The sequence below is a fragment of the Streptomyces sp. SID3212 genome (genome assembly GCF_009865405.1).
In the GTDB taxonomy this organism is placed as follows: Bacteria; Actinomycetota; Actinomycetes; order Streptomycetales; family Streptomycetaceae; genus Streptomyces.
Genome location: NZ_WWJY01001122.1, coordinates 1 through 5,181, shown reverse-complemented (window position 1 = coordinate 5,181; position 5,181 = coordinate 1). Strand labels below are relative to the sequence as shown.

The 5,181-nt window shown below is 73.8% G+C and carries 6 protein-coding genes; 4 read left to right on the top strand and 2 right to left on the bottom strand.

Going from position 1 to position 5,181, the window contains the following annotated elements:
• From GT042_RS33295 to egtD, 4 genes are all read left to right on the top strand, one after another.
• A partial coding sequence (locus GT042_RS33295; RefSeq protein ID WP_237531449.1) for a glutamate-cysteine ligase family protein occupies positions 1 to 524 on the top strand: 524 nt, incomplete at its 5' end.
• A complete protein-coding gene (gene egtB, locus GT042_RS33290) occupies positions 521 to 1,828 on the top strand; it encodes an ergothioneine biosynthesis protein EgtB (protein ID WP_161312413.1) in 1,308 nt (435 codons plus the stop codon). The genes GT042_RS33295 and egtB, both read left to right, overlap by 4 nt.
• Entirely contained in the window at positions 1,828 to 2,583 is a 756-nt protein-coding gene (gene egtC / locus GT042_RS33285) for an ergothioneine biosynthesis protein EgtC (protein WP_161312412.1), read from the top strand. Before egtB ends, egtC begins: the two co-directional genes overlap by 1 nt.
• The gene (egtD, locus tag GT042_RS33280) at positions 2,580 to 3,542 is read left to right on the top strand and encodes an L-histidine N(alpha)-methyltransferase (protein ID WP_161312411.1); all 963 of its coding nucleotides are present in this window, start codon (positions 2,580 to 2,582) and stop codon (positions 3,540 to 3,542) included. Before egtC ends, egtD begins: the two co-directional genes overlap by 4 nt.
• On the opposite strand, the gene GT042_RS33275 is transcribed toward egtD, so the two are convergent.
• Complete coding sequence (locus tag GT042_RS33275) at positions 3,437 to 4,432, bottom strand: lysophospholipid acyltransferase family protein (RefSeq protein ID WP_161312410.1); 996 nt, start codon at positions 4,430 to 4,432, stop codon at positions 3,437 to 3,439. The genes egtD and GT042_RS33275 overlap by 106 nt on opposite strands.
• On the bottom strand, positions 4,429 to 5,181 hold a 753-nt coding region (locus tag GT042_RS33270), incomplete at its 5' end, for a GNAT family N-acyltransferase (protein WP_161312409.1). The genes GT042_RS33275 and GT042_RS33270, both read right to left, overlap by 4 nt.

Below are 5,181 nucleotides of genomic sequence, written 5' to 3'. Positions count from 1 at the left end.
CGGAAGAGGGGCCCTGGCACGTGCCGGACGGGCTCACGTTCCGTGAGTGGATCCGGTCGGGGCTGCCGCGTCCGCCGGTCCGGGCGGACCTCGACTACCACCTGAGCACCCTGTTCCCGCCCGCGCGCCCGCGCGGGCACCTGGAGCTGCGCATGATCGACGCGCAGCCCGGCGAGGACGGCTGGATCGTGCCGCTCGCGGTGACCACCGCGCTGTTCGACGACCCGGAGGCCGCGGAGACCGTCTACCGCGCGGTCAAGCCACTCGCCGAGACCGCGGGCGCGCTGCCGGCGCCCGGCAATCTCCTGTGGGTCAACGCCGCGCGGTACGGCCTGGCCGACCCCGAACTCCACCTGGCCGCGATCTCCTGTTTCGCGACCGCTCTCGAAGCACTTCCGCGCGTCGGTGCCACACCGGCCGTGCAGGCAGCCGTCGCCGCGTTCAACGACCGCTACGTCCTGCCGGGCCGCTGTCCCGCCGACGATGTGCGCGCACCCGTCACCGGGAAGGAACTCCTCACATGACCGTCGACACCTCCTCCGAAGAGCTGCGGCGCCGCGCCGTCGACACGCTGACGAGGGCCCGGGACCGTACGACCCTGCTGACCTCTTCCGTGGAGGACAACGACCTCACCGCGCAGCACTCGCCCCTGATGTCGCCCCTGGTGTGGGACCTCGCCCACATAGGCAACCAGGAGGAGCAGTGGCTGCTGCGTACCGTCGGCGGCCGGGACGCGATACGCCCCGACATCGACTCCATCTACGACGCGTTCGAGCACCCGCGCTCCGAACGGCCCACGCTGCCCCTGCTCGCGCCCGCGGAGGCGCGCGCGTACGCGGCCGACGTACGTAATCGTGTGATCGACGTCATCGAGCGCACCCCGCTGCACGGCGCCCCGCTGCTCGACGCGGGCTTCGCCTTCGGGATGATCGCGCAGCACGAGCAGCAGCACGACGAGACCATGCTCATCACCCACCAGCTGCGCCGGGGGCCGGCCGCGCTGACCGCTCCCCGGCCGCCCGCCGGGGACACCACGGGCCTGCCCTCCGAGGTCCTGGTACCGGCCGGCCGGTTCACGATGGGCACCACCGCCGAGCCATGGGCCCTCGACAACGAACGGCCCGCGCACCAGCGCCTGGTGCCCGCGTTCTTCATCGACACGGTGCCGGTGACGAACGGCGCGTACCTCCACTTCGTCGAGGACGGCGGCTACGCCCAGGAACGCTGGTGGGCCCCCGAGGGCTGGGCGCAGATCCGGCAGCACGGGATCACGGCGCCGCTGTTCTGGCGGCAGGAGGGCGGCCAGTGGCTGCGCCGCCGCTTCGGTGTGACGGAGGCCGTTCCCGCCGACGAGCCGGTGCTGCACGTGAGCTGGTACGAGGCCGACGCGTACGCCCGCTGGGCGGGGCGGCGGCTGCCCAGTGAGGAGGAGTGGGAGAAGGCGGCCCGGCACGACCCGGCGACCGGGCGGACCCTGCGCTACCCGTGGGGCGACGGCGAACCCACGCCCGAGCACGCCAACCTCGGCCAGCGCCACCTCCAGCCCGCCCCGGTGGGCAGCTACCCGAAGGGCGCGTCCCCGCTGGGTGTCCAGCAGCTGATCGGGGACGTGTGGGAGTGGACGTCGAGCGACTTCCTGCCGTACCCGGGCTTCGTCCCCTTCCCGTACCGCGAGTACTCCGAAGTGTTCTTCGGCAGTGAGCACAAGGTGCTGCGCGGCGGTTCGTTCGCCGTGGACGCGGTGGCCTGCCGGGGTACGTTCCGCAACTGGGACCTGCCGGTCCGCCGGCAGATCTTCTCGGGATTCCGTACGGCCAGGGACGTCTGATGTGCCGTCATATCGCCTATCTGGGGCCGCCGGTGGCGCTGGGCGAGCTGCTGATCGCGCCCTCCCACGCGCTGTACCGGCAGTCGTGGGAGCCGCGCAGGCAGCGCAACGGGACGGTCAACGCCGATGGTTTCGGGGTGGGTTGGTACGCCGAGGGCGACCCGGTCCCGGCGCGCTACCGGCGTGCCGGGCCCATCTGGTCGGACGTCGGGCTGACCGATCTGGCGCGGGTGGTGAGGACCGGCGCGCTGCTCGCGGCCGTCCGGGACGCCACCCTGCCCGGCGCGGACGGCGAGGCCGCCGCGGCGCCCTTCGCCGCGGACCGCTGGCTGTTCAGTCACAACGGCGCGGTCGGGGGGTGGCCCGCCTCCGTGGCGGGCGTGGCCGGCACACTGCCCGCCGAGGACCTGCTCTCGCTCCCGGCACACACCGACTCCGCACTGCTGTGGGCCCTGCTCCTGCACCGCCTGCGGACCGGGGACGAGATCGGCCAGGCCCTGGCCGACACCGTCCTCGACGTGGCGACGGCCGCTCCGGCCTCCCGGCTGAACCTGCTGGTGACGGACGGCGAGCACGTGGCCGCGACGGCCTGGGGGGACTCGCTCTGGTTCCTGGCCGAACCGGGCCACCGCGTGGTGGTGGCCTCGGAGCCGTACGACGACGATCCGCGCTGGCGCGAGGTCCCCGACCGCACCCTGGTCGTGGCCACCCGCGCCAACGTGTCGCTCACCCCCCTCAAGGAGCCCCTCCCGTGAGCCCGTTCCAGTTGACCCGCACCCTGCCCGAGGACGCCACCGACGCCGCGCTGCGCGCCGATGTGCTGCAAGGGCTGACCCGTACGCCCAAGGTGTTGCCGCCGAAGTGGTTCTACGACGCCAAGGGCAGTGACCTGTTCGAGGAGATCACCCGGCTCCCCGAGTACTACCCGACCCGGGCCGAGCGGGAGATCCTGGTCGACCGCTCGGCGGAGATCGCTGAGGTGACCGGCGCCCGTACCGTGATCGAGCTGGGGTCCGGGTCCTCCGTGAAGACCCGGCACCTGCTCGACGAGCTGCCGGACCCGCTGCACTACGTACCGGTCGACGTGAGTGAGAGCGCGCTGACCGGCGCGGCCGAGAGCCTGCTGGCCGCGCGGCCGGAGCTGCGGGTGCACGCGCTGATCGCCGACTTCACCGCCGGTCTCGCGCTGCCCGGCACGCCGGGCCCGCGGCTGGTCGTGTTCCTCGGCGGCACGGTCGGCAATCTGCTGCCCGCCGAGCGTGCCGCCTTCCTGTCGTCGGTCCGTTCGCTGCTGGAGCCCGGCGACGCGCTGCTGCTGGGAACGGACCTGGTGAAGGACGAGTCCGTGCTGGTCAGGGCCTACGACGACGCGTCGGGGGTGACGGCCGCGTTCAACAAGAACGTCCTGTCGGTGATGAACCGCGAGCTCGGCGCGGACTTCGACCCCGCCGACTTCGAGCATGTGGCGCTGTGGGACCAGGAGCACGAGTGGATCGAGATGCGGCTGCGGGCGCGCCGGGATCTCACGGTGAAGATCCCGGAGCTGGATCTGGTGGTGCATGTCGACGCCGGTGAGGAGGTACGTACGGAGGTGTCGGCGAAGTTCCGTCAGGAGGGTGTCCGGGCGGAGCTGAGCGCGGCGGGGATGGAGCTGACGCAGTGGTGGACCGACAGCGAGGGACGGTTCGCGCTGTCGCTGGCGACAGCACTCTGAGACGTGTCGCCGGCAGGCGTGCGCGCGGCAGGCGCGTCACCGGCAGGCATGCGCGTGGCAGGCGTGCCGCCGGTGGCGGTGTCACTCGTGGCCGAGTCACCGGCGACGGCCAGCTGAGCCGCCAGCGCGAGTGAGCGGCGGTCGGCGTGGCGACCGGCGGGGATCAGCGGCAGGACCGTGATCTCCGCCGTGAGCCCGCCGGCCCGCGCGACCCGCCACAGCGACGCGGGCAGCGTGTCGTCGCCGACGAACGCCGGAGCGCCCGACGAGGTCCCGGACGGGGTGCGATACGTGATCCGTACGGGCCTCACGGGCGCGCCCGCGTCCAGCGCGGACTGGAAGACGGCCCGGGTGAACCGCCCCTGGTCGCGCCCGCACCACGTACAGCCCTCGGGAAAGACGACCACACGGGAGCCCTCGGTGAGGGCCGTGGCGAGGGTCCGTACGGTCTCGGGCAGGGCCCGCAGCCGCTCGCGCTCGACGAAGAGGGTGCCGCCGCGGGCGGCCATCCCGCCGAGCACCGGCCACTGCCGTATCTCGCTCTTGGCCAGCACCCGGCCGGGGAAGAGCGCGGCCAGGAGGGGGATGTCCAGCCAGGAGATGTGGTTGGACACGACCAGGACCCCGGCCCCGCGCGGCGGGAGCGGCGCGCCCACGACCCGGATCCGCAGGCCGAAGACGCGCAGGACGTTGCGGGCCCAGACCCGGGTGAGCCGGTCCCGTGCCCCGGCGCCCAGCAGCGCCACCGGGGTCGAGAGCAGGGCGCCGGCGAGGACGAAGAAGAGGCCCGCCACCACCCGGACGGCCGCCACCGTGGCGGCGGCCACCGGACCGTGGTGGGTGCCGCACGCGCGCGGGGTGCAGGGTGCGGTGGGCAGCCAGACGCTCATGCCGCGGGGGCGAGCGAGAGGAAGTGCTTCAGGTACCGGGGGTTGGTGCGGCGCATCGACAGCAGGACGTAGAGGTCGGCGACGCCGAACTCCGGGTCGTGCGCGGGCGCGCCGCACACCCAGGCGCCGAGCCGCAGGTAGCCGCGGAGCAGCGGGGGCAGTTCGGCGCGGGACGTGGCCGCCGCGGCGTTGTCCGGGGTCCAGAGGCGGTGGGGGGTGACCCGGTACTCCTCGGGCGAGAGGTGCCGCTCCCTGACCGTGGACCAGGTCGAGGCGGCCAGGGCGCCGCCGTCGGCGAGGGGGACGGAGCAGCAGCCGGCGAGCCAGTTGTGGCCGCTGTTGGTCATGTAGCGGGCGAGTCCGGCCCAGATCAGGCCGATGACGGCGCCGGTGCGGTGCCGCGGGTGGACGCAGGAGCGGCCGACCTCGACCAGGTCGTCGCGGATCGGGCCGAGGCGCCCGAGGTCGAACTCGCTGTCGGAGTAGAGGCGTCCGGCGGCCCTGGCGCGGTCGGGCGGCAGCAGGCGGTAGGTGCCGACGACCTCGCCGGTGGTCTCCTCGCGTACGAGGAGGTGGTCGCAGTACGCGTCGAAGGCGTCGCCGTCCAGCCCGGGCTCGGGCCCGTCGAGGCGGGCGCCCAGCTCCCCGGCGAAGACGAGGTGACGCAGGCGCTGCGCGGCCCGTACGTCGTGCTCGTCGCGGGCGAGGGTGACGACGTAGCGCGGGGCGGGGGCGGGGTCGGCGGGGAG